Genomic DNA, 25,699 nt, shown 5'->3' with positions numbered 1-25,699 from the left:
CCTATCTAAAAAAGCTCGATGCCTTGACCCGAGAGAAGTGGGCGACGACACGGGGCAAAAAGCCCAAGCCGTCCAAGGGTTAAGGCATGAGCACCCACTGGCGCTGCTGCTACGTGCGGCATCGCTACCGCGCAGCACGTTCTACTACCAGCTCAAGGCCCTGGGGGCTGGCGATCCGTATGCGTCTCTGAAGGCGCGTATCCAGGCGATCTATGATTACCACAAGGGACGCTATGGCTATCGCCGTATCACCGCTGTGCTGCGCCAGACAGGCGAGGCGGTCAACCACAAGACCGTCCAGCGGTTGATGCAACAACTGGGCTTGAAGTCCCTCGTTCGCCCCAAGCGGTATCGGGCTTATCGAGGAGCCGAGGGCTACGCCGCCCCGAATACGCTACGGCGTCGGTTTCAGGCCCAAGGACCGAATCAACGATGGGTGACCGACATCACCGAATTCAAGGTCGATGACCAGAAGCTCTACCTGTCACCGGTCATGGATCTGTATAACGGCGAAATCATCGCCTTCCAGACCGGGCCACGACCGGTATTGGGCCTGGTGAAGCACATGTTGAGGAGCGCCTTCGACCGGCTGAGGCCGGGTGATCGGCCTCTATTGCACTCGGATCAGGGATGGCATTACCGGCACCCCAACTATCGTCGCCTGGTGGTGGAGAAACGGATACTGCGCAGCATGTCACGGAAAGGGAATTGTCTGGACAATGCCGCCATGGAGAGTTTTTTCGGCACCCTGAAAGCCGAGTACTTCCATCTGAACCGGTTCGACACCGTTGAGCAGTTGCAGCAAGGCATTGCCGACTACATCCACTACTACAACCATCAACGGATCAAGCAGAGACTAAAAGGCCTGAGCCCCGTGCAATACAGGACTCAGGCCATGGCCGCCGGTTAAGAGAACTAACCGTCCAACGATTGGGGGTCAGTTCACTTGCCCGGGTGTCGTGCTTTGTGCACGGCCCTTGCACGATGCCGGGCTAGACTGAGCGTACATGCCCCGACGAGGAGATCTGCATGAAGACCCGTTTCCCTCTTTATCCCCTGGTGGTGGCCGGTGCCCTCGGCCTGGCCCTCGCCGCCTCCCCGCTGCTGGCTCAGCCCGGCAACGGCCAGGGCAATGCCCAAGGGGCGGCGCCCTGGAAGGAGGAGGGCCAGCAGCAGCGTGGCCAGAAGAACGAGAGCCAGCGTGCCCGGGAGTCGCGTGGCCAGGGACAGGGCCAGGCGCGAGGCGAGCGGGACCGTCAGGAGTACCGTGACCGGGAGCGCGACGAGTATCGTGACCGGGAGCGCGACGAGTATCGTGACCGGGAGCGCGACGAGTATCGTGACCGGGAACGTGATGAGTATCGCGATCGGGAACGTGATGAGTACCGTGATCGGGAAGGCTATCGCGACGAGGCAAGGCGGCCGATGATCGACGAGCGCGAGGTTCGCGAGATCTTTCGCAGTCGGCGTGAGTATCTCCGGCATGAAGACCGCGACAGCCTGCCGCCCGGCATCCGCATGAACCTGGAACGCGGCAAGCCCCTGCCTCCCGGCATTGCCAGGAACTTCGACGAACGCGTGAGGCGAGACCTGCCCTACTACGAGGGCTATGAATGGCGCCGTGTAGGCACCGATGCCGTGCTGGTCGACCTCACCGACGACATCATCCACGAGGTGATCCAGGACATCCTGCGATGATCGCCCCCGGCGGGCACGCCGTTGCTCGCCGACGCTCCTGCGCCCGCTCTCCTTGATCTCCATCAGGCACGACCCGTCGCCTTGTCTCATACTGCCCGTGTCTGCAAAGGAGAACTGCCATGGTGGAACCCCTTGGGGTGGCACAGGTGTACCGGACCTGTCCGACCGATGCCTTCGATTTCGAGGTTACCAGTGAGCTCGAGTCGCTGGACCTGCTCGTCGGCCACGAGCGTGCACGGGATGCATTGAGCTTCGGCACCGCGATTCGCAGCGACGGCTTCAACCTCTTCGTGCTGGGCCAGCCCGGGCACGACCGACACAGCCTGGTGGGCAGCTTCCTCGCCGAGAAGGCCCGGGGCGCCTCGCCCCCCCGTGACTGGTGCTATCGCTACAACTTCGACGATCCGGCCGTGCCGCTGGCCCTCTCGCTGCCGCCCGGCCTGGGGCGTCAGCTGCGCACGGACCTGGAGGCCCTGGTCGAGGAGCTGCGCAGCGCCATCCCCGCCGTGTTCGAGAGCGAGGAGTACCAGAACCGTCTTCACGAGCTCAAGCAGGCCATGGGCGAGCGCCAGCGTGACGCCGTCGAGGCCGTGCGACGCGAGGCCCGCGAGCACGATATCCTGCTGCTCTCCACCCCCAACGGCTTCACTTTCGCGCCGGCCGAGGGCGACAAGATGATGGCGCCGGAGGCCTTCGAGAAGCTGCCGAAGGACGAGCGCGAGCGCATCGAGGCCACGGTCGAGATCCTGCAGCGCAAGCTGACGCAGGCGATCCGTCAGATGCCTCGCCTGGCCAAGGCGCTGCGCGACCAGGCCAATGCCCTCAACGCCGAGATGCTCGAGTCCGCCATCGGCGCCCCCCTGGACGAGCTCAAGGAGCGCTATGCCGAGCACGCGGGAATCCTGACCCACCTCGATGCCATCCGCGAAGCGATCCTGTTCAATGTCGACTCCTTCATCGCCGATGAGCCCGACATCCCGGCGGAGGCGGTGTTCAGCCGCTTCCAGGTCAACCTGTTGGTGGACAATGCCGAGGCGCAAGGGGCGCCGGTGATCTACCAGGACCTGCCCACCCATCAGCACCTGGTGGGTCGCATCGAGCACCATGTGCACAACGGCACCCTGCTGACCGACTTCTCGTTGATCCGGGCCGGTGCCCTGCATCGCGCCAACGGCGGCTACCTGGTGCTGGACGTGCGCGGCGTGCTCACCCAGCCGGGGGCCTGGGAGACCCTCAAGCGGGTGCTGAGAGCCGGCGAGATCCGTACCGAGTCGCTGGAGCAGGCCTATGGGCTGATCAGTACCGTGACCCTCGAGCCGGAGCCGGTCCCGCTGGACGTCAAGATCGTGCTGCTGGGCGAGCGCCTGCTCTACTACCTGCTCTGCGAGCACGACCCCGAGTTCCTGGAGCTGTTCAAGGTACAGGCCGACCTCGAGGACGAGCTCGACCGTGACCCCGAGCACGAGGCCTTCTATGCCCAGGTGGTGGCGACCCTGGCCCGCGAGGCGGCCCTGCGCCCGCTGGACCGCAGCGGCGTGGCCGCGGTGATCGAGCGGGCCAGCCGCCTGGCCGACGACCAGCGCAAGCTGACCGCGCGTCACCGCGACCTCCATGACCTGGTGCTGGAGGCCGACCACTGGGCCGGGGAGGAGGCGGCCACGGTGATCGCCAGGCGCCATGTCGAGAAGGCGGTCAGCCAGCAGCTCTGGCGGGCGGGTCGCATCCGCGAGCGCAGCCACGAGATGATCACTCGCGGCACCATGCTGGTCGCCACCGAGGGGCGCGTGGTCGGCCAGGTCAACGGCCTCTCCGTGCTGCAGCTGGGCGAGTATGCCTTCGGCCAGCCGTCGCGTATCACCGCCACGGCGCGTCCCGGCAGCGGCCAGGTGGTGGACATCGAGCGCGAGGCGCGCATGGGCGGGCGTATCCACTCCAAGGCGGTGATGATCCTGTCGCGCTACCTGGCCACGCGCTACGCGGGCGAGGAGCCGCTCTCGCTCTCCGCGAGCCTGGCCTTTGAACAGTCCTATGGCGGCGTCGAGGGCGACAGTGCCTCGGTGGCCGAGGTGTGCGCCCTGGTCTCGGCCATCGCCCGGGTGCCGCTCGACCAGGCCTTCGCCGTCACCGGCTCCATCGACCAGCATGGACGGGTCCAGGCGGTGGGCGGCGTTAACGAGAAGATCGAAGGGTTCTTCGATGTCTGTGCCGCCCGTGGCGACCTCGTGGGACAGGCGGTGATCCTGCCGGCGACCAACGTCGCACACCTGATGCTCAAGGCCGAGGTTCGCGAGGCGATCGAGCAGGGGCGCTTCCGCGTCTTCGCCGTGTCACGGGTGGACGAGGCACTGGAGCTTCTCACCGGCCTGCCCATCGGTGAGGCCGATGCCCAGGGGCACTTCCCCGAGGGTAGCCTGGATGCCCGCGTGGCCGAACGGCTGGTGCATTTCCGCGAGGTGGTGAAGCACGCTCGCCAGGAGGAACAGGGCGGCGATGGGAACGGACACGAGGAGCAGGACGATGAACGCTGACGAGTCCCGGCCAGACCCGGGGGGGCAGACGCGGGATGACGAGATCCCGGTGGTGCGGGTGCTGGCGCTGCTCGATGCGTCCCGACACAGCCTGGCGGCACTGGCCGCCGCCGTGGACCTCGCGGTGACGCGCCACGCCGAGCTGGTGGCGCTTTACGTCGAGGACCAGGACCTCCTGGGGAGCGCCGGCTTCCCCTTTTCCCGGGAGATCGGCGCCGTCTCGGGTCGGGTTCGCCGACTGTCGAGGACCGAACTCGAGGCCGGCATGGCGCGTCAGACCCGGCGCGTGACCGAGGCCCTGGATGCCGCGGTGGCCGGCCGGGAGCTGCGGCACCAGTTGCGGGTCAGTCGCGGCCGGGTGATCAGCGAGGCGTTGTCGCTGGCCGGCCCGGGGGACCTGCTGGTGCTCGGCAAGGCCGGGCTCTCGGGCCACTGGGGCGTGCGGCTGGGCTCCACCAGCCGGGCCCTGATCCTTGAGGCGCCCTGCACGGTGATCATCTGGGACGAGCGCCTGTCGCTGGCCCGCGGCCCCCTGCGCACCTTGGACGGTCCCGGTGCGGGGGGCGAGTTCCCGCCCGTTCCCGAGGCGCTGACTCGCCTGTTCGACGGCAGGGAGACCCTGCAGGCGAACGATGCCCGGCAATTGGAGCGGCAGCTGGCCCACGTGGACAACGGCGCCCTGCTGCTCCATCGCCCCCAGCTCGCCCACCTGGCCGACCAGGATGCCGACCTGCTGGCCCGCTTGCCGATCCCGGTCATCGTGGTGCCCTAGGGAACAGAACGATCCTGGCCCACGAGGCGGCGAGAATTTGGCAAGATAGCACCTCCAACGAGCCGAAGAGGGATCTGCCGGGATGGCATACTTGCTGGTGATGGGGGGCCTGGCGCTGTCCGTCTGCTTCACTTTGGGGTGGGGCCTGGTCTGCGCCACGCGCTGGCTGGCGGGCCGGCTGCCGGGCGCGGGCCGCCAGCCACCGCGGCGCGCGGCGCGCCGTGTGCCCAACAGGCCCAGGGCCGCTGCGCGGACCAGGGCCCGGAAGACCACGCCCGCCAAGACGCCGACGGAGCCATGGCGCCTGACCCGCTGGCTGGCCCAGTGGCGTTCTCCGCTGCCGTTGGGCCTGCTGGCCCTGCTGCTCTACGGGGGCAGCCGCCTGGCCGAATACGGCATGACCTTCCGGCCGCAGGCCGCCCCCGGCGAGTTCCATGGCCTGGTCAGCTCTCTGGGCTGGGCCGCCGCCGCCCTGCTGATCCTCGCCGGTCTGAACCTGCTGGCTCTCTGGCGCTGCCGCCGGTAAGGGTGGCGACGACCGGGCCGGACTCACCTATGCTGTCATGACCCCGAATCGAGACAAGGAGTCATGATCATGGCCATCCCCAACGCTTGCCGTCGCTCGGCGTCCCTGCTGTTACTCCTCTCCCCGCTGCTGCTGTCCCCGGCGGCCCTGGGCGAGGTGGACTTCCAGTACGAACGCCCGGAGATCGCGCCGGAGACGGCGTCCGGCAGCGAGGAGAAGCCCGGCTGGGCCACCGAGACGTTCGCCGTGGCCGCGGCCAACCCCCTGGCCACCGATGCCGGCTACCAGATCCTCAAGGCGGGAGGCTCGGCCATCGACGCCGCCATCGCGGTGCAGATGGTGCTCACCCTGGTCGAGCCCCAGTCCAGCGGCATCGGCGGCGGTTCCTTCCTGATGTACCACGACGGCGAGGAGGTCAGGGCCTACGACGGCCGCGAGACTGCGCCGTCCTCGGTGGAGGAGGGGCTCTTCCTCGACGCGGATGGAGAGCCCCTGGCGTTCATGAAGGCGGTGGCCAGCGGTCGCTCGGTCGGCGTGCCGGGAACCCTGCGCATGCTGGAGATGGCCCACGATGCCCATGGTCGCCTGCCCTGGGCAGAGCTCTTCGAGCCGGCCATCACCCTGGCCGATGAGGGATTTCCCGTCAGCCCCCGGCTGCATCGTAGCCTGGCCGGCACCGAGGCCCTGCGCGAAGACGACAGGGCATCGGCCTTCTACTTCACCGAGGAGGGGGAGCCGCTGCCGGAAGGGCACATGCTCAAGAATCCGGCCCTGGCCGTGATCCTCGAGCGAATCGCCGAGGATGACAGCTCGGCGCTGCACACCGGGGAGATCGCCGAGGACATCGTGGCGCGGGTGCAGAACCACCCCGGGATTACCGGCACGCTGAGCCTCGAGGACCTGGCCACTTACTCCGCGAAGGAGCGTGAGCCGCTCTGCACCGACTGGCAGGACTACCGGGTATGCGGCTTTCCGCCGCCTTCGTCGGGCCACCTGACGGTGATGCAGATCCTCGGCACCCTGGAGCAGCTCCCTCCCATCGAGGTCGGCCTGGAGGACGACCTGCCCGGCGTCGACTGGCTGCACCGCTTCCTCGAGGCCTCGCGGCTGGCCTTCGCCGACCGCGGGCGCTATATCGCCGACCCGGACTTCGTCGAGGCGCCCGGCGGGGACTGGTCGCTGATGCTCGACCCGGACTACCTGGAAGAGCGTGCCGACCTGATCGAGGAGGGACAGAGCATGGGCAGTGGCGGTGCGAGCCCGGGCAACCCCGGTGCCCTGGCCTCCGCCTGGGCCGTGCAGCCCACGCAGCCGGAATACGGCACCAGCCACATCAGCATCGTCGACGAGCACGGCAACGCCCTGGCCATGACCAGTTCCATCGAGCAGGCCTTCGGCGCGCGCATCCTCTCCGATGGGGGCACCGGCATGCCGGGGGGCTTTCTGCTCAACAACGAGCTGACCGACTTCTCCTTCACCCCGACGGATGACGAGGGCACCCCCATCGCCAACCGGGTGGAGCCCGGCAAGCGCCCCCGCTCCAGCATGAGCCCGACGCTGGTCTTCGACCGGGACAGTGACGAGCTGGTGGCGAGCCTAGGCTCAGCGGGGGGCGCGGCCATCATCCACTACACCGCCCGCTCGCTGGTGGCGATGCTCGACTGGGGCCTGGACGCCCAGCGCTCGCTGGACCTGCCCCATGCCATCACCCTGGGCGGGCCGGTCTACCTGGAGGCGGGACGCTTCCCGCCGGCCACTCAGGAGGCCCTTCGCGAGCGCGGCCACAAGGTGGAGGAGCGTGAGCTGACGAGCGGTCTGCAGGCGATCCAGCGGACCGAGGAGGGCTTCTTCGGTGGCGCCGATCCGCGCCGTGAAGGGGTCGTGATGGGGGATTGAGCACGCCTAGCCCCGCAGCCAGTTACGCAGCTTGACCAGCAGCAGGGCGCCGTCGCCCAGGTGGCGGCGCTCGGCGATCAGCTCGGCCAGCATGGCCGGCCGGTCGGTGATGATGCCGTCCACTCCCAGGTCGATCAGCTGGGACATCCGGGTGCGATCGTTGATGGTCCAGGCGTGCAGTTCATAGCCGTAGTACCCGGCGAGGCGGACCTCCTCCTCATCGATGCGGTTGTGGCGAAGGGCCAGGGCATCGAACCCCCGGCGCTCCAGTGTGCCCGACATCACCAGCTGGGCCAGCAGGGTTGTGCGCAGGCGGGGCGCGCGCAGCGTGACCTCGCGCAGCAGCCAGGGCGACATGGCGGCCACGCGCATCTCGCCCATGACATCGGGATCGCCACAGGCCAGGGCGGTCACCCGGTCCTCGGCGCGGTGACGGCACGCGCGGCGAAGTTCCCTCTCTCTCTCCAGGGCGTCGATGACTGCGTCGACCAGCTCGAGTTCGCTGCCGGGGTCGGGCTTGAGCTCGATCATCAGGCTGGAGCGTCCGCGCACCGCCGCCAGCACCTCGTCCAGCCCCGGGATGCGCTCGCCGATGAAGGGGTCACCGAACCAGCTGCCCACATCCACCTCGGCGAGGTCAGATCGCGGCAGGGCTCGGACACTGCGGTCGTCTCCGGCCAGTCGTCTGAGGCTCTCGTCATGGTAGAGGACTACCTCGCCGTCACCGGTGAGGCGCACGTCGATCTCGATGCCATCGGCCCGGTCCCGAATGGCCTGTTCCACCGCGGCCAGGGTATTTTCCGGCGCCTTCAGCGAGCTGCCGCGGTGGGCGATGATGGCGACCTCGTCGCGGATCTCGAACCGGTTGACGATCAGCCAGGCCTGCCCGATGGCGAACAGCACGACGGCGAGCTCGACGGCCCAGGCCAGGCGCCCGGGGTGGGTGCCGGGTGGGGGTGGCTTGGGCTTCGGCTCGCGATGGGCCAGGCGAAGGTAGAGGCAGGTGGCCTGCAGGGCGTTGGCGGCGATGCCGCCGAAGGTGATGGCCAGGGCGATCAGCAGGTAGGCGGTGAGGTAGGCGAGCATGGCTGGGACCAGCACCGCGTTGCGCTCGGGGAGCCACCACAGCAGCGGCGTGACGACCCGGTCGAACAGCGCCGTGGCCAGCAGCGGCAGCATGACGATGCCCAGCAGTAACAGGACCACCGCCGCGGCGATGTGGCGGCCCCGGCCTCGGGTCAGCTGCATGCTGCGCGCCAGGGCCGCCGGCGGCGAGAGTTCCTCCAGGGTCAGCACCGGCAGGGCCAGGTGCCAGCGGACATAGAGGCTGCCGGCGAGCAGGAGCCAGACCAGAACCGGCACCAGACCGGTGCCGAGAAAGGCCCAGAAGGCGGGGGGACGCACGCTCTGCACGAAGTAGGGATCCAGCCCCCCCAGGAAGAGCCCATGGAGCCAGGCGAGGCTCAGGGCCAGCGGGACCAGCAACAGCAGCTGGGCCCCCACCTGCAGCACCACCAGGCCGCTGATGGCCGGTAGCCGCCGCAGGGTGGCCCAGAGGGCCTCGAAGGCCAGGCGGACATGGTGGTCCCGGGGCCGGACCGCCACCAGGATCATGCCGGATTGCTGCAGGTAGAGCACCAGGAAGGTCAGGCCGACGGCGGCCAGTAGCCAGAACAGGCCCCCGGGGCTCATCAGCAGGGTGATCAGCTCGTTGTTGGTGATCACCGGTCGGCCGAACTGGGCGAGCAGTCCCGAGAGGGTCCAGCCCACGGCCGGCAGCAGCAGGCTCGAGGCCAGCAGGGTAAAGAAGAGGTGATAGGCAATCAGCGGACGCAGATGCTCGCGCAGCGTGCGCAGCACGTCGCCGCTCAACCGTGACATAGGCAGCATGGACAGGCGCGTGACGGGAATCAGGCGTCAGGGTGACACCGCTAGCCCGTCACGGGCAAGTGCCTGTTACCGAAAGCCTCGTCGCACTTCAGCGCTCCAGGTCCAGCTGCTCGTCGGCGACCAGGATGCCGTTGTTGTCGGCATAGAGCCATTGGCCTGGCGACAGGGTGACGCCGGCGAAGCTGACCGGGAGGTCGCGCTGTCCTTCGCCGCGCTTCTCGCTCTTGCGCGGATGGGCCCCCAGGGCCTGGATGCCCAGTTCGGTCTCGGCCAGCACGTCGACGTCACGCACGCAGCCGTACATCACCACACCGGCCCAGCCGTGGCCGGCGGCCTGTTCGGCCAACATGTCGCCCAGCATGGCGCAGCGCGTGGAGCCGCCGGCATCGACGACCAGCACGGCGCCGTCGCCGGGCTCGGCGACCGCCTGCTTGACCAGGGAGTTGTCCTCGAAGCACTTGACGGTGCGGATCGGGCCGGCGAAGGTCTCGTGCCCGCCGAAGTTGACGAAGATCGGCTCGAGCACCTGCACCTCGGGGTAGGCGTCGCAAATGTCCGGCGTGACGATATGGCTCACGGTGAGGCTCCTCGTGACGTGGGTGATCACCCGATGATGCCACGGCTCGTGCAGAACGAAAGTCCCCTTTGGTGGGACGGGTGGGGGTAGGGGTACCGGAATGGCGGGGCGGGATCAGAAAAAAAGCGCCCCGGATGGGGCGCTTCGTTCATCGGCTCCGGCCGCCGCGGGCGGCGGCCTTCGATGTTGCGAGCATCGGAGTCGAACCTGAGACTATCACAACACCGGGTATCAGGCTTCCTGCGCGACCGGAATCACGTTGGACGCGGCGTTCTGATACTCCTCGATCTCGTGGAAGTTCATGTAGCGGTAGATCTCGCCGGCCATGGCGTCGAACTCGCCCATGTAACGGCGGTATTCGTCGACGGTGGGCAGGCGGCCTTCCACGGCGGCCACGGCGGCCAGTTCCGCGGAGGCGAGGTAGACGTTGGCACCATCACCCAGGCGGTTGGGGAAGTTGCGGGTCGAGGTGGAGACCACGGTGCTCTTGGCGGCGACGCGGGCTTGGTTCCCCATGCACAGCGAGCAGCCCGGCATCTCCATGCGCGCGCCGGCGCGGCCGTAGATGCCGTAGTAGCCTTCCTCGGTCAGCTGGTGCTGGTCCATCTTGGTCGGCGGGGCCAACCACAGGCGGGTCTTCAGGCTGCCGGCCGGCTGCTTCTCGAGCAGCTTGCCCGCGGCGCGGAAGTGACCGATGTTGGTCATGCACGAGCCGATGAAGACCTCGTCGATCTTCTCGCCGGCCACGTCGGAGAGCAGGCGGGCGTCGTCCGGATCGTTCGGGGCGCACAGCACCGGCTCCCGGAGTTCCTCGAGGTCGATCTCGATGACCTCGGCGTACTCGGCGTCCTTGTCGGCGCGCATCAGGCTCGGGTTGGCCAGCCACTCCTCCATGCCCTGGATGCGGCGCTCGATGGTACGGCGGTCGCCGTAGCCGTTGGCGATCATCCACTTGAGCAGGGTGATGTTGGACTTGAGGTACTCGGTCACGCTGTCCTCGGACAGGGTGATGGTGCAGCCCGCGGCGGAGCGCTCGGCGGAGGCGTCGGAGAGCTCGAAGGCCTGCTCGACGGTGAGGTCCTCGAGGCCCTCGATCTCCAGCACGCGACCGGAGAAGGCGTTCTTCTTGCCGGACTTCTCGACGGTCAGCAGGCCCTGCTGGATGGCGTAGTAGGGGATGGCATGGACCAGGTCACGCAGGGTGACGCCCGGCTGACGCTGCCCCTTGAAGCGCACCAGCACCGATTCCGGCATGTCCAGCGGCATCACGCCGGTGGCGGCGGCGAAGGCGACCAGTCCCGAGCCTGCCGGGAAGGAGATGCCCAGCGGGAAGCGGGTGTGGGAATCGCCGCCGGTGCCGACGGTGTCGGGCAGCAGCATGCGGTTCAGCCAGCTGTGGATGATGCCGTCGCCCGGACGCAGCGAGACACCGCCGCGGTTCATGATGAAGTCAGGAAGGGTGTGGTGGGTGTCCACGTCGACCGGCTTCGGGTAGGCGGCGGTGTGGCAGAAGGACTGCATCACCAGGTCGGCCTGGAAGCCGAGGCAGGCGAGGTCCTTGAGCTCGTCGCGGGTCATCGGACCGGTGGTGTCCTGGGAGCCCACGGTGGCCATCTTCGGCTCGCAGTACATGCCCGGACGCACGCCGTTCAGGCCGCAGGCCTTGCCGACCATCTTCTGGGCCAGGGTGAAGCCCTTGCCGGTGTCGGCCGGCTGCTCGGGCAGACGGAAGACGTCGGAGGCGGGCAGGCCCAGGGACTCGCGCGCCTTGGTGGTCAGGCCGCGACCGATGATCAGCGGGATACGGCCGCCGGCACGCACCTCGTCGAGGATCAGCTGGGTCTTGAGCTCGAAGGTGGTGAGCACCTCGTCGGTGCCGTGCTTGCACACCTTGCCCTCGTAGGGATAGACGTCGATGACGTCGCCCATCTCGAGCCTGGAGACGTCCATCTCCACGGGCAGGGCGCCGGAATCTTCCATGGTGTTGAAGAAGATCGGGGCGATCTTGCCGCCAAAGCAGAAGCCGCCGGCGCGCTTGTTGGGCACATTGGGGATGTCGTCGCCGAAGAACCACAGCACGGAGTTGGTGGCCGACTTGCGCGAGGAGCCGGTGCCGACCACGTCGCCCACGTAGGCGACCGGGAAGCCCTTGGCCTTCACGTCCTCGATCTGCTTGAGGGGACCCTTGACCCCAGGCTCTTCCGGCTCGATGCCGTCACGCTCGTTCTTGAGCATGGCGTTGGCATGCACCGGGATATCGGGGCGTGACCAGGCGTCCGGGGCGGGGGAGAGGTCGTCGGTGTTGGTCTCGCCGGGCACCTTGAACACGCTGAGGGTGATCTTCTCCTCGAGGGCCGGCCTGGAGAGGAACCACTCGGCGTCGGCCCAGGACTGGATGACGTCCTTGGCCACGGCGTTGCCGGACTTGGCGCGCTCTTCCACGTCGTGGAAGGCGTCGAACATCAGCAGGGTATGCTTGAGCTGCTCGCCCACTTCCTTGGCCAGGTCGGCGTCGTCGAGCAACTCGACCAGGGAGACGATGTTGTAGCCGCCCTGCATGGTGCCCAGCAGCTTCACTGCGTGCACCCTGTCGATCAGCGGGGACTCGGCCTCACCCTTGGCGATGGCGGTGAGGAAGCCGGCCTTGACGTAGGCCGCCTCGTCGACACCGGGCGGAACGCGATTGGTGAGCAGGTCGAGGATGAACTCTTCTTCGCCGGCGGGCGGGTTCTTCAGCAGCTCGACCAGTGCGGCGACCTGCTCGGCGTTCAGCGGCTTCGGCGGCACGCCGTCGGCGGCGCGCTCCTCGACATGTTGGCGATAGGCTTCAAGCACGTTAGGGCCCTCATCGGTGGTGGTGGCCGAAGCCGGCAGACCTTGTCGAGCTTCGACGAAAGGCACGCTTCGGCGCGGGAAAACGTCTGGCAGACCCTTCCTGTTACCAGGATGTCAGCGGTGCCGCGATCATAGAGGAAACTGTCGACAATGTTAAGTTGGGCCCGCGGTGGCGGCCTTGAACTTTGGTCGGCGGCAACTTCGGGCTGCCAGCCCGGCGTCCCCCGCGTTACCATGACGTTCTGTCAACGTACGTTAACGTCAACGGGAGGGGACATGGGAGAGCGCATCACCTCGCCGTGCGTCGGCCTCTGCTCGACCACTCTGGGCGACCGGGTGTGCCGTGGCTGTCAGCGCGTCGACAGCGAGATCCGCGACTGGCCGGCCCTGTCCGGCGAGCAACGACGGCGGCGAATGGCCGAGCTGGACCGGCTGCGGGCCGAGGTCGCCGGGCGCTTCCTGGTGGTCATGGATCCTGCGAGCCTGGAGGCGCAGCTGCGCCGTCACCGGATCCGCTTCCGGAACGAGCAGCCGCCGCTGTCCCGCGCCGTGGAACTGCTGCGGGTGGGCCGTGGCCGCATTCGCGACCTGTCGCGCTACGGGCTGGCCGGTCGCGACGGCGAGGACGTCGCCACGCTCCATGAACGCATCACCGCCGACCTGCGGGTTGCCGCCGAGCGGCGACAGGCGCTGCTCCCCGACCTCCTTGACCTGCCGACACTGGACCCATGATGCCCCCGATGCCGACCCTAGAGACGACCGATTGCCGGGACCTGCTGCCTGTGGAGCTGCTGGCGTTCCTGCCCTGCGCCACGCCGGATGCCTGGGTGGATTGGGCCCTGACCAACCCCGAGCTGTTGCTGATCGACCACGCCCAGTGCGAGAAGAAGGCGGCTTCCACGGCCATGAGCCTGCTCTACCGCTATGTGGACCAGCCGCTGCTGCTCACCAAGATGTCGCAGCTGGCCCGGGAGGAGTTGCTGCACTTCGAGCAGGTCGTCAAGCTGATGGAGGCGCGGGGGATCGTCTATCGCCAGATCAGTGCCTCGCGCTATGCCGAGGGGCTGCGTCGCCACGTCCGAGGTCAGGAACCGGAACGCCTGGTGGACATCCTGATTATCGGGGCATTGATCGAGGCACGCAGCTGCGAGCGCTTTGCCCGCCTGATTCCGCATCTGGACGATGAACTTGCCAAGTTCTATCGCAGTCTGGTTAAGTCGGAAGGTCGCCATTTCGAGGATTACCTGATGCTGGCGCGCCGCCTGGCCCCGGCGCCCATCGACGCGCGTATCGCCTTCTTCTCCGATCGCGAGGCCGAGCTGGTCACCATGCCGGACACGGCCTTTCGTTTTCACAGCGGCGTGCCGGCCTGAGGCCATCACTTCCGCCACGCAGGAATGATCACCATGCGGGATGCTGCCGACGACGTACACGACAATGACCGGGACCACCTGGCACTCTTCGGCCACTTTTCACTGAGTCTGGGCGACGATGTCCTGACCCAGTTCAGTTACGACAAGGTCAAGGCTCTGCTGGTCTACCTGCTCCTCCACGACCAGCCGGTCAGCCGCGCCACCCTGGCCGAACTGCTGTGGCCCGACCAGGGGCTGTCGTCGGGGCGCACCAACCTGCGCCATGCCCTGCACTGCCTGCGTCAGTCCCTGGGCGACGAGGCCGAGCGGGTGCTGTCGGTGTCCCGCCAGACCATTGCCTTCCGGCTGCCGGAGCGCTGGCACTTCGACATGCACCGGCTGCAGGCGTTGCTCGAGGGGCCCGTCGACGTGACCACGCTCGAGGCGGTGCTGGCCTGCTACCGAGGCGATCTCGCCGAGGAGCTGCACCTCTCCAGCTGTGCCGAGTACCAGCGCTGGCTGGTACAGGTGCGCAACGAGTGGCGTCAGCGGGTGATCCGCTTTGCCGAGAGCGTCCTGGAGCGTCAGGAGCCGCTGCCGGATGGCGTGCTGGAGTCACTGGTCAGCCGCTTTTCCGGCTACGGACCCTTCCATGAGCGCCTGGTGCGCCAGCTGGCCGAGCAGGGCCAGCTGGCCGCCGCCCACGAGCAGTACAACGCCTACCTGCAGCTGCTGGCGCTTTCCGGCCAGCAGCCTGAGCCGACCTTCCTGCAGCTGGCCCGCTACTGGTCCGATGTCCAGGCCGAGGGGGCGCACCTCGGCCCCAGCGGGGCCTTCTCGCGCACCCTGGCCATGGACAGCGCCCCCCTGCGCGAGGACGAGATCGAGCAGCGCCAGCTCTCGGTGATGGCCATTCGCCTGCGGCTCAAGGCCGACCTCTCGGCCCGCGCCGATGCCCGCGCCTGCCTGGCGCTGCAGGTCGAACTGATGCGCTGGCTCGAGCAGCAGTGTCATCACCTCGGTGGCTTCTGGCTGCCCGGGGCGACCGGTGGCCTGGGCCTGGCCTGCTTCGGTACCCATGGCCCGGCGCACCAGCTGGCCGAACTGGTGGCGCTCTATGAGCACTGTCGGCGCGTGCTGCCCGACGAGACCCAGCGCCACTGGAGCGGCGAGGGTGAGCCGCCCCGCATCGAGCTGGCCGCCGGCCTGGACAGTGGCCGCGTGGTCTACCTGCCCGAGCGGCACCTGGTCGACCCGCTCGGCCAGGTGACCCAGGGCTCCCTCGACCTGATGAGCGCCGCCGAGGGCAGCGAACTGGTCATCTCCCAGGACGCCAGCCAGCACATGCCGCCGGCCCTCGACCTTCAGCCGCGGCTCTCCACGCGGCTGGTGGCCAGCGACGGCCGGGTGCGCCTGCGGGCGCTCGTCCTCGGTTCGAACGAGGGCGGGCGCGAGGCGCCTCCGCCCAGCCTGGTGGGACGAGAGGGCTCCCTGCGCACCCTGCGCGATGCCCTGGCCCGGGCCGGGATCGGTCTGAGGCAGAGCGTGCTGGTGCGGGGTCCCTCGGGACTCGGCAAGTCGGCGCTGCTGGTCGGCTTTCGCCAGCTCGAGCAGAGCCGCGAGGCGGCGATCTGCTGGCAACCCACCACCCGACTCTCCGTCCAGGAGCCCTATGGGGTGGCCCGTCAGCTGCTGCGCTGGCACCTGGGAGGGTGCATCGATGCCGAGGCGCTGTCGCGACTGCTGGCCGGCGATGATGCCCTGGCCCCCGATGCCGACCACCGCCTGCTGCTGGAGGAGGCCCTCGGCGTGCGGGAGCCCCGCGAGATGGCGGTGCTGGCCCAGAGCGGGGAAGCCGTCGACCTGGTCGTGGGGCTGGTCCATCGCCTGATCCGCGAGCTGTCCCGCGAGCGCACCCTGGTGCTGATGATCGACGACCTGCAGTGGCTCGACGAGCCCTCCTTCAAGGTGCTGGCAGGCCTCCAGGCGCGGCTGCCGATCAACAGCCCCTTCCTGCTGGTGGCCAGCCACCATGGCCGGGAGGCGCTGCCGGCGAAGCTGCACTGGGACCAGCAGATCACCCTGGGGCGGCTGGACGCCATGCAGTCCTCCCGGCTGCTCTCCCAGCTGGCGCGCCGCTACCGCATCCACCTCAGCCCGCGGCTGCGCGGCCAGATCATCGAGCGCTGCGATGGCGTTCCGCTCTACCTCCAGGAGATCTGCCGCCGGGTGGACATGGATCGTCGTGAAGGTCGCAGCGTGCAGCTCGACGAGCTGCCTCGTGGCCTGCTCGGGCTGCTGGCCAGCCGCATCGACCAGCTCGACACCGACCGCGAGGTGGCCCATGTGGCGGCGGTGCTCGGGCGCCGCTTCCGCCTCGATTTCCTGGCCGAATGCAGCGGCTGGGAAATGAGCCGCCTGGCACCGGCCCTGGAGCAGATGCGCCGTCTGGAGATCATCGAGCCGGCCGAGGGCGAGGAGGGCGAGCGCGAATACCAGTTCACCCACCAGCTGCTGCAGGAAGCCGCCTATCTCTCCTGCCCCCGGGACGTGCGGGTGAGCATCCATCGTCAGGTGGTCAGCCTGATCGAGGAGCACTTCCCCATGTGGATCAGCCGCCATCCCGGCGACTTCGCCACCCACCTGCGGCGCAGCGGCCACTATGCCCGCGGCGCCCGCTACTTCGAGCTGGCCGCCCGGGAGGCCCTCAAGGTCAGCGCCAACCGCACGGCCCTGAAGATGGCCGACTTCGGCCTGGCCAGCCTGCGCCATGTCGAGGGTCAGGCCGAGCGCGAGATCAGCCTGCTCACCGTGCGTGGTCAGGCCGCCTTCGCCCTGGAGGGGCACGGCTCGCCCACCGCCCACGAGAGCTTCGTGCGGGCCCGGGAGCTACTCGCCCAGGAGGAGGCCGGCCTGGACGACGGCGGGGACCTGGAGCCGGCCTTCCTGGTCCAGTGGGGGCTATGGGTGGGCTGCAGTCAGCGCCATGCCCATGCCGATGCCTTCTCCCTGGCCTCGCGCCTGGCCGGTCTCGCCGACCGTCTCGAGGATCCGCGCTACCGGCGCCTGGCCGACTTCGCCCGAGCCAGCTGCGAGTACTGGGCCGGGCGCATCTCCCAGGCGTACGACCATCTGGAGGAGATCGACCCGCTCAATGCCCCGATGATGATCGAGTGGCTACCGTTCTCCGACCATCCCCAGGTCGCGGCCGCCTGCTTCCAGGGTTGGACCCTCTGCCTGCGCGGCGACTACCAGCGTGCCGAGCGGCAGGTGGAATCGGCCATCCGGCTGGCCGAGCGGATCGGCCACCCCGGGAGCCTGGCCATGGCGCTGATGTATGCCGCAGCCCTCTATCGCCAGCTGGGGCATGTGCACCTGGCCACCATGCGGGCGGAGCGGGCCTTCGAGCTGACCGGCACCCCCGATCTGCACCTCTGGCAGGTGGCCTCGCGCAGCGTGCTGGGCTGGCAGCGGGCCCTGGCCGGCGACCGCGATGGTCTGGCCCAGATCGAGTCGGCCCAGGAAGAGCTGGCCGAGGTCACCGGGCGCGACCCCTACCAGCGACCGGCGCTGTGGTACGTGGATGCCTGCCTGGCCCTGGGGGAGCTGTCCCGGGCCGAGGACTACCTCGACCAGTGCCTGATGATTGCCCGCGAGCGCACCACCCTGTTCGTCCCCGAGTTGGCCGTGCATCTGGCGCGCGTCCGCCATCGCCTCGGACACTCCCGCGAGGAGGTCAAGAGCCTCGCCGAGCAGGCCCTGGCGCAGGCCCGGGAGGACGGCAATCTCCACCAGCAGCTCGCTGCCCTGGAGCTCTGGCTGACCCTGATCGATCCCCGCGACGAGGCCTCCCGGGGGGAGTTCCGCGCCTTGCTGGGCGAGGTGAGCCACAGCGATGCACCGGTCCTGATGCGCTGGCGCACCCTGCTCGACCGGCGCCTGCCCCATGCCGCGGACCTCTCCTCCTGACGCGTCGATTCGCGATCCGCAGGGGACAACCGGGCCCTTGGCGGGCGCCGTTGTCGTTAGGAGGGCAGGGCGTCAGGTGGCCAGTTCCAGGGCCTCGATGCGCCTGAGCGCCTCGTCGCGTCGCTCGCCGCACAGCTCGGGGTCGTAGTCGAAGCGCGCGCACACCGCAGGGCGACGCGGGTCACCGAACAGCCGACAGAGGTTGGTGTCATCGAGCTGCACGCAGCGCACCCCCGCCGCCTTGCCGTCGGGCATGCCGGGAATCGGCGAGCTGATCGAAGGTGCGATGCAGCAGGCACCGCAACCCGGGCGGCACGCGCTGGCGGGGGCCGCGGACGTGCCGGTCATGGCCGGGCCTCGGCGATGGCGCCCTTGTCGATGCCCTCGAAGGCCTGGACCCGTGTGGCCTGGCCACTCTCCCGGGCGATGGCCCCGGCCAGCCAGGCGGCGATGTGTTCCACCGTGGTCGGCGTCGGCAGCACCGCGCAGCGGCTGCGTGGGAGCCGGATGAAGAAGTGCCCCTGCTCGGCGCGGTAACGGCAGGTGAGCAGGTCGCGAAAGCCGGGCAGGTCATCGTCGACGACATCCGCCGCGTCCAGCAGGTAGCGGTCGGCCAGCCAGTCGGCCCACTGCTGCTCGAGGACCGGAGCGCGTTGCCCCTGCTGCCACACCTGCAGGCGCGAGCGATGGCCATGGGCGATGCGCTGGCAGTTGCCGGCATGGTGCTTCAGGCCATGGCTGTAGGTGTAGGCGGCTCCCTCGATGGCCTCCTCGCGCAGGCGCAGGCGGATGTCGGTGACCCGTGGCGGTGGGCGGCGCATCAGCTCGGCGGCCAGGTGGTCGGCGAGGCGTTCCGGGGTGATCTCGCGCCAGGGCAGCAGGGTCAGTGCCTGGCGCGGGGCACGCACGTCCAGCGGATAGGGCCGTTCGCTGCGCACGCTGAGCCCTTCCCGGCAGTCGTGGAGCTCCACGCCCGGTGCCCGGGTGGGGACCAGCAGGGTGTGGTCGAGGCCGCCATCGAGCCGCGACTTGATCCAGGGCTTTACCTCGCCGAAGTCGAACAGCATGCCGTCCTCGCCGAGCTCGCCGTCGAGCTCCACGTCGACCTGCCAGCTGGCGCCGACCAGGCCCCGCTGCGGGCACCAGAACGAGACGTCGAGGTGGGTGAGGCGGTTGACGAAGAGTGTCATCAGTCGATCCCCGCGATCTTGTGGGTCTGCAGCGACAGCCGCCACTGGGGATGGGCCAGGCAGTAGGTCACGGTCTCGGCCATGCCGTCGCCCCGAAGGCCCGCGGGGGCAGCGTCCATGGGCTGCAGGAAGAAGTGGGCGAACGCCAGCCCCGCGAAGTGCTCGGGCGGGGCGTCGGCCTGGGGGTGGACCAGCTTCAGCTCGTCGCCCTGGGTGATCGCCAGCCGATTCTCTCCCTTGGGACTGACGCAGAGCCAGTCGATGCCGGCGGGAGCGGGCAGGGTACCGTTGGTCTCGACCGCGACCTCGAAGCCGCGGGCGTGCATCTCGTGGATCAGGCGCTCGTCGAGTTGCAGCAGCGGTTCGCCCCCGGTAAAGACCACATAGGGCGTGGCTCCTCTCACATCCTGCCCTTGCTGGTCCGGCCAGAGCGCGGTCAGGTGCTCGGCCAGCGCCTCGGCCGAAGAGAAGCGGCCGCCGTGCTGGCCATCGGTGCCGATGAAGTCGGTATCGCAGAAGCGACAGGCCGCCGCGGCGCGGTCCTGCTCGCGGCCGGACCAGAGGTTGCAGCCCGAGAAGCGGCAGAAGACGCTGGCGCGACCCGCCTGGCCGCCCTCGCCCTGCAGGGTGTAGAAGGCCTCCTTGACGTGGTACATCAACGGCCCCCTGGCGTGTAGGCGATGGGGTCCGTCGTGTCGTTGGCGGCGAAGGCGTCCAGGCGCTCGCGACAGCTGCCGCAGCGCCCGCAGGCAAGCGCCTCGCCCCGGTAGCAGGTCCAGGTGTCGGCGTAGTCGAGCCCCATGGCCAGTCCCTCGGCGAGGATCTCCGCCTTGCTGGCACGCAGGTAGGGCGTATGGATCTCGACGGCCTCGAAGTTGGCGATGCCTGCCACGGCATTCATCGCCTCGACGAACGCCGGACGGCAATCCGGGTAGAGCAGGTGGTCACCGCCGTGGGCGCCGTAGTCGACTCGTCCGGCGCCGATATTCACCGCCTTGGCGATGGCCAGCGAGAGAAGGATCATGTTGCGGTTCGGTACCACGGTGGCCGTGAGATTGTCTTCCGCGTAGTCGCCCTCGGGCATCTCGCGGCGGGCGTCGGTCAGCGCCGAGTCGTCGATCAGCCCATGGATGGCGCGGATGTCCACCACCTGGTGGGGAATGCCCAGCTCACGGCAGACGCGCGTGGCCACCTCGAGCTCGCGGGCGTGACGCTGGCCGTAGTCGAAGGAGAGGGCGTGGACCTCACGCCCCTCGCGCAAGGCGCGGTGGAGCACGGTGTAGGAGTCCATGCCGCCGGAGTAGATCACCACGGTGGCAGGTGTAGAGGAGTCGTTCATGGCGGGAGCTCTGGTCGGAGAATTTGTCGGGCCGCTTGCGCGGCGGTCCGGGGTCCGGTCCGGAAACGGCGCCAGTCTACTTGACCTGCCTTCCTCGGGGAACTCCCAACTGCCCCGCTCGGTGTTCGGCGCTCGGCCGATGGCCCTCTGTCCTGCTATAATCCTGCCCCCTTCACACCCTGCGCCGTCGTGCGCCATCGTCCTGACAACGGTGACCTCCTATGCAAGCCCCCGAACTGCTCTCCCCCGCGGGAACGTTCAAGAACATGCGCTACGCCTTCGCCTATGGCGCGGATGCGGTCTATGCCGGCCAGCCGCGCTACTCGCTGCGCGTGCGCAACAACGACTTCAAGATCGACAACCTGCACAAGGGCATCGCCTATGCCCACGCGCGTGGCAAGCAGTTCTACGTGGCCTCGAACATCGCGCCGCACAACAGCAAGCTGAAGACCTACCTGCGCGACATGGAGCCGGTGATCGAGGCCGGCCCGGACGCGCTGATCATGTCCGACCCCGGCCTGATCATGATGATCCGCGAGCGCTGGCCGGATCAGGTCATCCACCTGTCGGTGCAGTCCAACGTGGTCAACTGGGCGGCGGCCCGGTTCTGGCAGCAGCAGGGCATCAGCCGCATCATCCTGTCGCGTGAGCTGTCCCTCGCCGAGATCGCCGAGATCCGCGCCGAGTGCCCGACCCTGGAGATCGAGACCTTCGTCCACGGCGCGCTGTGCATCGCCTACTCCGGACGCTGCCTCCTCTCGGGCTACTTCAACCACCGCGACCCCAATCAGGGGACCTGCACCAACGCCTGTCGCTGGAAGTACAATACCGTGGCCGCCGCCCATGACGAGACCGGCGACCTGGTGCCGGCCAACTCGGCTCGCGCCCATGCAGGCAGCGGCATCTGGACACCCGGGGACGGGGGACAGCAGGGCGGCGGGCTGATCGCTTCCGGCGGCGGCAGTGCCCAGCAGGTCGAGGAGGTGGCAAGCACCGCCACCGCGGGTGGCGTGGAGGGCCAGGACGAGCTCTCGGCACTGATCGAGGACCGTACCCGCCCCGGCGAGCTGATGCCGGTGTTCGAGGACGAGCACGGCACCTACATCATGAACTCCAAGGACCTGCGCGCCGTGCAGCACGTGCCGCGCCTCACCGAGATGGGCGTCACCTCGCTGAAGATCGAGGGGCGTACCAAGTCCCACTATTACGTGGCGCGCACCGCCCAGGTCTACCGACGCGCCATCGACGACGCCGTGGCCGGCCGGCCCTTCGACATGCGCCTGATGGACGAGCTCGACAACCTGGCCAACCGCGGCTACACGGAGGGCTTCTACCGCCGCCACGTCCACGACGAGTACCAGAACTACGAGCAGGGCAACTCGGTGGGGGTCCACCAGCAGTTCGTCGGCGAGGTCACCGGCTACGACCCGGACCGTGGCGTGCTGGAGGTCGACGTCAAGAACCGCTTCGAGGTGGGGGATGGCATGGAGCTGATGCTGCCCGGCGGCAACCGCCGTTTCGTGCTCGCGCATATCGAGAACCGGCGCGGCGAATCCGTGGGCGCCGCCCCGGGGTCGGGTCATGTGGTGCGCATCCCGGTGCCGGGCGAGGCCATCGCGCCGGAACGGATCGAGTTCGCGCTGCTGATGCGCGATCTCTGACCCGGGCGGCGGCTGGACATCCACGGCCGCCGGCGACATTGTGGGCATCGATTGTTCGTCGAACAGGGAGCGGCATGGCCACCATCGAACACAGCGCGATTCTCAAGGCCTCCCCCGAGCGGGTCTTTGCCCTGCTCGAGCGGGTCGAGGACTTTGCCGACTACTCCGACCTGATCCAGGCCATCGAGCCGCTGGGCGAGGACCGCTATCGCTGGCATGTCCACGCGGTGGGCATGGACTGGACCTTCGACGTGGCGATCACCGAGGCACGATCCCCGGAGGTGCTGGCCTGGGAATCGCTGGACGGGGTCCACAACCGGGGCTGCTATCGCCTCACGCCCGTGGCCGGGGGCACCGAGGTGGCCCTGACCCTGACCTATGCCATCCGCAATCGCCTGCTGGAGAAGGCCGTCAACCGGGCGGCCCGGCCGCTGGTCGGCAAGGTCAGCCGGCAGATCCTGGAGCGGGTCGAGGCGCGGCTATGAATCCGGCGTCAGTGATCGATAAAGACAATCAGCGGCCTAGCTTACTGCCGCCCTGCGGCAGCGCTATGATGGGGTAAACAGGCCGTCGGCCTGTGCGAGGATCATCCCATGATCACTGGCCTTCTCTGGTGTCTTGCCGTCCTGGCGGGCCAACTCTGGCTGCTGCACCTGGTGGATCGACGCGTGGCGTCCATGCCACGCCTGCCGCCGCAGGATTTCCCTTCTACCGATGATCCCCGGAGTGGGCACTCTCCGCCTGCCTGACGGCGGCCATCGGCTCAGCCCTTGCGCAGCGAGGTGTTGAGGTGGTCGACCACCTCGGCCCAGTCGGCGTCTGCCTCGAGGGCCTCGCGCAGGAACTCGGCCTGGCCCTCGTTCCAGCAGGGCGCATCGGGCAGGGCGACGTCCTCGGGAAGGGGAGCATGGCGATCGATGAAGCGCTTGATCGCCGCGGGGTCCGAGGCGAGGCCGAGCTGCTCGAAGAGTTCGGTGAAGGGGTGGTCGGGGTGTTCCATGGCGTGACTCCTGCTGTCCTGTCGAGATACTCCCACCTTAGCGACTTCCGGGATGTCGTGCTTGACGCCCGTCAACGCTGCAGGCGACGCCTCATCGCTCGCCGGCGAGGGGCATGAGAAAGCGCCGTCGCCGCTCCTCCTCCGGAAGCGGCAGGGCCAGCAGGTGGACCAGCTTGGTGAAGGTGGCCTCCGGTGTCATGTCATCCGCCGAGAGCACTCCCGCATCGGCCAGCCCCTGACCCGCGGCGTAGCCGCCGAAGGCCACCGGGCCATGGGGACACTGGCTGAGGGCCGCCAGCAGCTTGCCCTCGCCGCTCGCGCGGGCGAGCGCCCCGGCCAGTGCCGGGTCGTCGGGCAGGTTGCCGCCTCCCCATACCTCCAGCATGGCTCCCCTGACCCGATCGTCGTGCAACCAGGCCTCCAGTTGCCAGGCCTGGATGCCCGGCCAGAGGGCCAGGCGCACGACACCCCCGGCATCCAGCGCCGCATAGTCGGCCAGCTCGAAGCGCGGGGCGCCCCGCTGATGATCCGCCAGCCCGCGTCCCGGGTAGAGCACGACCTCGTCGTCGACCCGCTCGCCGAGCATCGGCTGGTTGGGGCTGGTAAAGGCGTCGGCCTCGCGGGTCTGCCACTTTCGGGTGCGACAGCCTCGCAGCAGGCGGCCGGCGAAGCAGATCGCCACCTCCTGCAGGCGCGGGGTGACCGCGAAGCGCAGGGCGGCCTCGACGTTGGCCGCGGCGTCACTGCCCTCGGCCTCCAGTGGACGCATGGCCCCGGTGAGGATCACCGGGCGGTCCAGCCCCAGCAGCTGGAAGGCCAGGCTCGAGGCCGTCCAGGCCAGGGTATCGGTGCCATGTAGGATGACGATCCCGGCATGCTGCCGGTAGCGCCGCGCCACCAGGGCGGCGAGTCGCTGCCAGTCGCCGGGCGTGGCACTGCTGGAGTCGATGGGCCGGTCGGTCTCGAGCATCTCGAAGGTCGGCAGGCTCGCCTGGCGGCCTGGCGGCAGGTCGGCCAGGGCACGCCGGAGGCGATCCTCGATGTCGTGGCCCGGGACCAGGCCGCGAGCGGTCTCGACCATGCCCAGGGTGCCACCGGTGTAGATCACCAGGACGGGACGCTCTGCGGAAACCGGGGTGGGCATCTGGGCTCCTGTCGACGGCGGATCGGAAACGCGATGGCGCCATGATACCGGTCCGCGGCGAGGGGGCAAGGCGGCCAGTGGAGACGTCAGGGATCCGGGCTGACCCGCACGCCATCCGCGACCCGCTCGCCGGGATGGACGATGACCCGCTCGCCCTGCTCGAGGCCGCCGACGACCTGGGTGACCAGGCCGCTGCGCCGGCCGACCTCGACCCGGCGGCTGACCGCATGCCCGTCCGCGACCACGAACACCGTCCACTGGCCGGCCGCGCGGAACAGTGCGCTGGTGGGCAGCTGCAGGATCTCCTCGGCCTGCCAGACCAGGAACTCGACGTCGACCCGGAAGCCGCTGCCCAGCCCCAGGGCGGCGGGCTCGACCGCCGCGTCGAAGTCGACGATCACCGGCACGCGCTGCTCGTCGACGCCGAGCGCCGAGATGCGGGTGAAGCCGGCGGGCTCGATGCGCCGGACGCGGCCCGCCAGTGGCTCGCCGCCCCAGCCGGTGATTCGCACCGTCATCCCCGGGCGCAGGTGCACGGCGTCCATGGAGAGCAGGTCGACCTGGATCTCCAGGTCGTCGAGGCGGCCGAGCTCCAGGATCGGTTCCCCGGCGGCCACGCTGCCCTCGCAGCAGCGATAGCGGCCGAGCACCACGCCGTCGATCGGGGCGCGCACCTCGAGCTCCGGGTGCTCGATGTCGCCGCGCTGGCCGCTGGCCACCGCCAGCACGGCCCGGGCACTTTCCACCTCGAAGCTTGCCGCCTCGACACTGGACGCGGCGGCCCGCTCCAGGGCGCGCTGGCGGTCACGCTGGCTCTGGCGCTGCTCCAGCTCGGTGGTGGAGACCAGATTGCGCTGGTGGAGCTGGCGGTAGCGCTCGTACTCCGCCTCGGCGAAGCGTCGCTCGGCCCTGGCGGTCTCCAGGTTGGCGCGGGCCGCCTCGAGTCGGGCCTCGGCGGCCTGCAGGGCGTCCTCGGCCTGCTGGCGGGAGCGCGGATCGAGGGCCGGGGCCGGGCTGGGTTCCAGGCGGAACAGCACCTCCCCCCGTTCGACCTCGTCGCCTACCTCGAGCAGCACCCGCTGGAGGTAGCCGGCGATGGGCACGGAGACGTTCCAGGTGTCGCGTAGCCGCGTGCGCCCCTCCTCGGTGATCGAGTCAACGAAGGGGCCGACGATGACCTGGGCCACGCTGACCGGTACCGGGGTGGGGCGCAGCGCCCAGACCAGGGCCATGACCAGGGTCAGCCCCAGTGCGATCCAAAGCAGGCGACGGGTCCAGCGCTGGCGTGATGTCATGAAGGCTCTCCTGTCATGGGGGACCGG

General features: G+C 69.0%; 21 protein-coding genes. 11 read left to right on the top strand and 10 right to left on the bottom strand.

The features are described from left to right. The 6 genes from QLQ83_RS14170 to ggt all read left to right on the top strand — a co-directional run. Nucleotides 1-910: IS3 family transposase (locus tag QLQ83_RS14170; RefSeq protein WP_282733855.1), on the top strand; the 910-nt coding region annotated here is incomplete at its 5' end. Between the two features lie 119 nt (nt 911-1,029). Then, nucleotides 1,030-1,698: an anti-virulence regulator CigR family protein gene (locus QLQ83_RS14165; protein WP_282736156.1), complete on the top strand. Its 669-nt coding sequence runs from the start codon at nt 1,030-1,032 to the stop codon at nt 1,696-1,698. Between the two features lie 119 nt (nt 1,699-1,817). Continuing rightward, nucleotides 1,818-4,226 (top strand): Lon protease family protein, encoded by a 2,409-nt coding sequence (locus QLQ83_RS14160; RefSeq protein ID WP_282736155.1) that lies wholly within the window; start codon nt 1,818-1,820, stop codon nt 4,224-4,226. Continuing rightward, nucleotides 4,216-4,998: a universal stress protein gene (locus QLQ83_RS14155; protein WP_282736154.1), complete on the top strand. Its 783-nt coding sequence runs from the start codon at nt 4,216-4,218 to the stop codon at nt 4,996-4,998. Before QLQ83_RS14160 ends, QLQ83_RS14155 begins: the two co-directional genes overlap by 11 nt. An 82-nt stretch (nt 4,999-5,080) precedes the next feature. Next, a complete protein-coding gene (locus QLQ83_RS14150; RefSeq protein WP_282736153.1) occupies nt 5,081-5,524 on the top strand; it encodes a hypothetical protein in 444 nt (147 codons plus the stop codon). Between the two features lie 69 nt (nt 5,525-5,593). Further along, on the top strand, nt 5,594-7,420 hold the full coding sequence (gene ggt / locus QLQ83_RS14145) for a gamma-glutamyltransferase (protein ID WP_282736152.1): 1,827 nt from the start codon (nt 5,594-5,596) through the stop codon (nt 7,418-7,420). 6 nt (nt 7,421-7,426) lie between these two features. Here ggt and QLQ83_RS14140 read toward each other — a convergent pair whose 3' ends face one another. The 3 genes from QLQ83_RS14140 to acnB all read right to left on the bottom strand — a co-directional run bounded on the left by QLQ83_RS14140 (nt 7,427) and on the right by acnB (nt 12,722). Continuing rightward, entirely contained in the window at nt 7,427-9,310 is a 1,884-nt protein-coding gene (locus QLQ83_RS14140) for a glycerophosphodiester phosphodiesterase family protein (protein ID WP_282736151.1), read from the bottom strand. A gap of 88 nt (nt 9,311-9,398) precedes the next feature. Continuing rightward, nucleotides 9,399-9,887 (bottom strand): ribonuclease E activity regulator RraA, encoded by a 489-nt coding sequence (gene rraA / locus QLQ83_RS14135; RefSeq protein ID WP_282736150.1) that lies wholly within the window; start codon nt 9,885-9,887, stop codon nt 9,399-9,401. Nucleotides 9,888-10,118: 231 nt separating this feature from the next. Beyond that, on the bottom strand, nt 10,119-12,722 hold the full coding sequence (gene acnB, locus QLQ83_RS14130; RefSeq protein WP_282736149.1) for a bifunctional aconitate hydratase 2/2-methylisocitrate dehydratase: 2,604 nt from the start codon (nt 12,720-12,722) through the stop codon (nt 10,119-10,121). Between the two features lie 276 nt (nt 12,723-12,998). Between acnB and QLQ83_RS14125 the strand changes: the two genes are divergently transcribed. From QLQ83_RS14125 to QLQ83_RS14115, 3 genes are read left to right on the top strand one after another with little or no spacing between them, the layout of a single operon-like run. Then, nucleotides 12,999-13,454, top strand: a complete 456-nt coding sequence (locus QLQ83_RS14125; protein ID WP_282736148.1) for a DUF1289 domain-containing protein — start codon at nt 12,999-13,001, stop codon at nt 13,452-13,454. A gap of 8 nt (nt 13,455-13,462) precedes the next feature. Beyond that, entirely contained in the window at nt 13,463-14,095 is a 633-nt protein-coding gene (locus QLQ83_RS14120; protein ID WP_282736147.1) for a MiaE family protein, read from the top strand. 33 nt (nt 14,096-14,128) lie between these two features. After that, entirely contained in the window at nt 14,129-18,043 is a 3,915-nt protein-coding gene (locus QLQ83_RS14115; RefSeq protein ID WP_282736146.1) for an AAA family ATPase, read from the top strand. Nucleotides 18,044-18,115: 72 nt separating this feature from the next. On the opposite strand, the gene QLQ83_RS14110 is transcribed toward QLQ83_RS14115, so the two are convergent. From QLQ83_RS14110 to queC, 4 genes are read right to left on the bottom strand one after another with little or no spacing between them, the layout of a single operon-like run. Next, entirely contained in the window at nt 18,116-18,391 is a 276-nt protein-coding gene (locus QLQ83_RS14110) for a YkgJ family cysteine cluster protein (RefSeq protein ID WP_282736145.1), read from the bottom strand. After that, nucleotides 18,388-19,233 (bottom strand): 6-pyruvoyl trahydropterin synthase family protein, encoded by an 846-nt coding sequence (locus tag QLQ83_RS14105; RefSeq protein ID WP_282736144.1) that lies wholly within the window; start codon nt 19,231-19,233, stop codon nt 18,388-18,390. Before QLQ83_RS14105 ends, QLQ83_RS14110 begins: the two co-directional genes overlap by 4 nt. Beyond that, nucleotides 19,233-19,889: a 7-carboxy-7-deazaguanine synthase gene (gene queE / locus QLQ83_RS14100; protein ID WP_282736143.1), complete on the bottom strand. Its 657-nt coding sequence runs from the start codon at nt 19,887-19,889 to the stop codon at nt 19,233-19,235. The genes QLQ83_RS14105 and queE overlap by 1 nt, the downstream gene beginning before the upstream one ends. Further along, complete coding sequence (gene queC / locus QLQ83_RS14095; protein ID WP_282736142.1) at nt 19,889-20,572, bottom strand: 7-cyano-7-deazaguanine synthase QueC; 684 nt, start codon at nt 20,570-20,572, stop codon at nt 19,889-19,891. Before queC ends, queE begins: the two co-directional genes overlap by 1 nt. Nucleotides 20,573-20,793: 221 nt before the next feature. Here queC and trhP point away from each other — a divergent pair, with 221 nt between their 5' ends. Together trhP and QLQ83_RS14085 are read left to right on the top strand one after the other, a co-directional pair. Then, nucleotides 20,794-22,233, top strand: a complete 1,440-nt coding sequence (gene trhP, locus QLQ83_RS14090) for a prephenate-dependent tRNA uridine(34) hydroxylase TrhP (RefSeq protein WP_282736141.1) — start codon at nt 20,794-20,796, stop codon at nt 22,231-22,233. 74 nt (nt 22,234-22,307) lie between these two features. Further along, on the top strand, nt 22,308-22,718 hold the full coding sequence (locus tag QLQ83_RS14085) for an SRPBCC family protein (protein WP_282736140.1): 411 nt from the start codon (nt 22,308-22,310) through the stop codon (nt 22,716-22,718). Nucleotides 22,719-22,996: 278 nt separating this feature from the next. Here QLQ83_RS14085 and QLQ83_RS14080 read toward each other — a convergent pair whose 3' ends face one another. From QLQ83_RS14080 to QLQ83_RS14070, 3 genes are all read right to left on the bottom strand, one after another. Then, a complete protein-coding gene (locus tag QLQ83_RS14080; RefSeq protein ID WP_282736139.1) occupies nt 22,997-23,233 on the bottom strand; it encodes a DUF2789 domain-containing protein in 237 nt (78 codons plus the stop codon). 91 nt (nt 23,234-23,324) lie between these two features. After that, nucleotides 23,325-24,377, bottom strand: coding sequence for an asparaginase (locus tag QLQ83_RS14075; protein ID WP_282736138.1), 1,053 nt, complete (start codon nt 24,375-24,377; stop codon nt 23,325-23,327). Between the two features lie 86 nt (nt 24,378-24,463). Next, nucleotides 24,464-25,672, bottom strand: coding sequence for an efflux RND transporter periplasmic adaptor subunit (locus QLQ83_RS14070; protein WP_282736137.1), 1,209 nt, complete (start codon nt 25,670-25,672; stop codon nt 24,464-24,466). Between the last annotated feature and the right edge of the window lie 27 nt (nt 25,673-25,699).

The organism is Halomonas rhizosphaerae, assembly GCF_030010555.1.
Classification (GTDB): Bacteria; Pseudomonadota; Gammaproteobacteria; order Pseudomonadales; family Halomonadaceae; genus Halomonas; species Halomonas rhizosphaerae.
Note: the sequence above shows the minus strand (reverse complement) of the source record. Positions and strands in the feature narration are given on the sequence as shown.

What these genes read in the sequence shown, in the direction of transcription:
- QLQ83_RS14120 (WP_282736147.1), top strand. Translation starts at nt 13,463, where the DNA reads ATGCCGACCCTAGAGACGACCGATTGCCGGGACCTGCTGCCTGTGGAG.
- trhP (WP_282736141.1), top strand. Translation starts at nt 20,794, where the DNA reads ATGCAAGCCCCCGAACTGCTCTCCCCCGCGGGAACGTTCAAGAACATG.
- QLQ83_RS14115 (WP_282736146.1), top strand. Translation starts at nt 14,129, where the DNA reads ATGCGGGATGCTGCCGACGACGTACACGACAATGACCGGGACCACCTG.
- queE (WP_282736143.1), bottom strand. Translation starts at nt 19,889, where the DNA reads ATGTACCACGTCAAGGAGGCCTTCTACACCCTGCAGGGCGAGGGCGGC.
- QLQ83_RS14075 (WP_282736138.1), bottom strand. Translation starts at nt 24,377, where the DNA reads ATGCCCACCCCGGTTTCCGCAGAGCGTCCCGTCCTGGTGATCTACACC.
- QLQ83_RS14110 (WP_282736145.1), bottom strand. Translation starts at nt 18,391, where the DNA reads ATGACCGGCACGTCCGCGGCCCCCGCCAGCGCGTGCCGCCCGGGTTGC.
- QLQ83_RS14070 (WP_282736137.1), bottom strand. Translation starts at nt 25,672, where the DNA reads ATGACATCACGCCAGCGCTGGACCCGTCGCCTGCTTTGGATCGCACTG.
- QLQ83_RS14125 (WP_282736148.1), top strand. Translation starts at nt 12,999, where the DNA reads ATGGGAGAGCGCATCACCTCGCCGTGCGTCGGCCTCTGCTCGACCACT.
- QLQ83_RS14155 (WP_282736154.1), top strand. Translation starts at nt 4,216, where the DNA reads ATGAACGCTGACGAGTCCCGGCCAGACCCGGGGGGGCAGACGCGGGAT.
- QLQ83_RS14105 (WP_282736144.1), bottom strand. Translation starts at nt 19,233, where the DNA reads ATGACACTCTTCGTCAACCGCCTCACCCACCTCGACGTCTCGTTCTGG.
- QLQ83_RS14080 (WP_282736139.1), bottom strand. Translation starts at nt 23,233, where the DNA reads ATGGAACACCCCGACCACCCCTTCACCGAACTCTTCGAGCAGCTCGGC.
- QLQ83_RS14140 (WP_282736151.1), bottom strand. Translation starts at nt 9,310, where the DNA reads ATGCTGCCTATGTCACGGTTGAGCGGCGACGTGCTGCGCACGCTGCGC.
- QLQ83_RS14150 (WP_282736153.1), top strand. Translation starts at nt 5,081, where the DNA reads ATGGCATACTTGCTGGTGATGGGGGGCCTGGCGCTGTCCGTCTGCTTC.
- queC (WP_282736142.1), bottom strand. Translation starts at nt 20,572, where the DNA reads ATGAACGACTCCTCTACACCTGCCACCGTGGTGATCTACTCCGGCGGC.
- QLQ83_RS14165 (WP_282736156.1), top strand. Translation starts at nt 1,030, where the DNA reads ATGAAGACCCGTTTCCCTCTTTATCCCCTGGTGGTGGCCGGTGCCCTC.
- QLQ83_RS14160 (WP_282736155.1), top strand. Translation starts at nt 1,818, where the DNA reads ATGGTGGAACCCCTTGGGGTGGCACAGGTGTACCGGACCTGTCCGACC.
- ggt (WP_282736152.1), top strand. Translation starts at nt 5,594, where the DNA reads ATGGCCATCCCCAACGCTTGCCGTCGCTCGGCGTCCCTGCTGTTACTC.
- QLQ83_RS14085 (WP_282736140.1), top strand. Translation starts at nt 22,308, where the DNA reads ATGGCCACCATCGAACACAGCGCGATTCTCAAGGCCTCCCCCGAGCGG.